The organism is Mesorhizobium sp. M7A.F.Ca.US.006.04.2.1 (genome assembly GCF_004022915.1).
Taxonomy (GTDB): Bacteria; Pseudomonadota; Alphaproteobacteria; order Rhizobiales; family Rhizobiaceae; genus Mesorhizobium; species Mesorhizobium ciceri.
In genome coordinates this window covers 1-1,859 of sequence record NZ_RZQA01001064.1, presented here as the reverse complement: position 1 = coordinate 1,859, position 1,859 = coordinate 1, and the positions used below count along the sequence as shown (strand labels likewise).

General features: G+C 62.7%; 3 protein-coding genes and 2 pseudogenes. 4 read left to right on the top strand and 1 reads right to left on the bottom strand.

What is annotated here, in order from left to right; genetic code table 11:
* The 4 genes and pseudogenes from EN925_RS34270 to clpS form a co-directional block, all read left to right on the top strand.
* Positions 1-186 (top strand): annotated as a pseudogene (locus EN925_RS34270) (hypothetical protein); the annotation flags it as partial.
* A 39-nt stretch (positions 187-225) separates the two neighbouring features.
* Positions 226-459 (top strand): hypothetical protein, encoded by a 234-nt coding sequence (locus tag EN925_RS34265; RefSeq protein WP_013529962.1) that lies wholly within the window; start codon positions 226-228, stop codon positions 457-459.
* Positions 460-674: 215 nt separating this feature from the next.
* Complete coding sequence (locus tag EN925_RS34260; RefSeq protein ID WP_013529963.1) at positions 675-1,040, top strand: hypothetical protein; 366 nt, start codon at positions 675-677, stop codon at positions 1,038-1,040.
* Between the two features lie 139 nt (positions 1,041-1,179).
* Positions 1,180-1,485, top strand: a complete 306-nt coding sequence (clpS, locus tag EN925_RS34255; RefSeq protein ID WP_013529964.1) for an ATP-dependent Clp protease adapter ClpS — start codon at positions 1,180-1,182, stop codon at positions 1,483-1,485.
* A gap of 52 nt (positions 1,486-1,537) precedes the next feature.
* On the opposite strand, the pseudogene EN925_RS34250 reads toward clpS, so the two are convergent.
* Positions 1,538-1,859: pseudogene (locus EN925_RS34250) on the bottom strand (hypothetical protein); the annotation flags it as partial.

The following is a 1,859-nucleotide window of genomic DNA, read 5'->3' as shown; positions in this document are numbered from 1 at the left end:
AATCTCAGCCACCAATTTGATGAAGCCCTCGAAACCCATGCCACGGCAACGCAGGTCACCGCGGCAAAGGCACTTCAGAGAAAGGGCAACCGGTACTGCGCCGCCAAGAAACAGGCACAGGGCATCCGGATGCTCGCCAATGCTTTGAAGCTGCTTGGAGTGACGCCGAACGACCCGGTTCAGTAACGCTCCGAAACTTGACCCGCATAAAAAGGAAACGAAGCCATGAAAAAGTCCATCCTCTCCGCAACCGGTCTCGCCGTCGCTCTCGCTTTCGCGATGCCGGCTCTCGGCAACGCCGCCGCCACCACGACCGCTGCTCCGGCTGCTTCGACGACCACCGCTCCGGCGACTGCTGCTCCGGCCAAGGCTGCTCCGAAGAAGGTCGTCAAGAAGACCGTCAAGAAGCACAAGAAGGCTGCTGAGAAGGCCGTCAAGAAGGACGCCCCGAAGACCTGATAAGGTCCGGCATAAAATGCCGGCCTGTTGACCAAGGCCGCTCCAGCTGGTTTCGGTTGGAGCGGCCTTCTTCCTGTCCGAGCCGCTGAAGCCCTGACATTGGCTATGAAGCGGTCGATGGGTTCAACTGATCTTTGGCGAAGTCTGGCACCGGCAGCTTCCGCCTCGACTGACACTTAACCCGTTTGCAACGCCGGCCGTGTAGGACAATCCGCATGAAGAAGCGGCTTTCGTCCATTTTGCGCTCGATGGTGATCGGCGGTCTGGTTGCCACCGGCCTCGCCAGAGTGCTTATCCTGTTCACCGCCAGCCCGGTCCCCGATCCGGCCAGCGGACGCACCGAGCCTTCGCTGTTCGCGCCGGCGATTTCCACCAACTGGGACTACATAACGCCGGCACAGACCTGGCTGCTGGTCGTGCTGACCGGCGCGACGTTGATCTGCGTCGCCGCGTGGCCGATCGCGACCTGGCTGGAACGCCGGGCGGATGCCGGCGGAAACCGTTTTCGGTCCGATATACCGCCCGCTGCGGCCGTGCGGCAGATTCCCGGCCGTCGCATGTTCGGCCGCCAAGGCCGTTGAACGGCAACCGACACCTTCCCACATGATTGTGAATGGCCGCGTCGGCGGACACCGGTTTCGCGCGTCGATCAAAATGGACGACCGTTTTCACCGGTGCCAGAATGGCGGTTACGTCGCTTACGCAAAACTGTCGGTTCCGATGCCTGAAATCACCACAAAACCGCGTACCCAGATCAAGCCGCAAGTCGAACGGCCAAAACTCTACAAGGTCATCCTCATCAACGACGATTTCACGCCGCGCGAATTCGTGGTGACGGTGCTGAAGGGCGAGTTCAAACTCAGCGAGGACCAAGCGCACCGGGTGATGATCACTGCGCATCGGCGTGGCGTCTGCGTCGTCGCCGTGTTCACCAAGGATGTCGCCGAGACCAAGGCGACGCGCGCCACCGATGCCGGCAAGGCCAAGGGCTATCCGCTGATGTTCACGACGGAGCCGGAGGAGTAGAGCAGGGGGCTTTCCCTTCTCCGACAAGGGGAGAAGGAAAAAGAGCGCCGCGCTACCGTCCCTCGCGGTACCACATCGAACCCATTGCCAGAAGCAGCAGGCCGAGGCCGAGGAAGCCGCCGAACAGCGGCACGCGCGAGACGGCTTTGAGCACGCTGTCGTCTGTCGTGCGCAGGCCGATCCAGTCGCTGCCGGATGCGGCACCAGCCGAGCGCACCGGCACGATGGAAGGCAGCGTCACGTCGCTGCCAGGGGCTGTGGAAGACGCCAGCCGGCGCACGCTGCCGCCGGTGGCTTCCGCCGGCGCCTTCAGCCGGTTTTCGGTGGAAATGACGTCGGCGAATTCCGGTGCGTTGACCGGCCCGACATGGGCA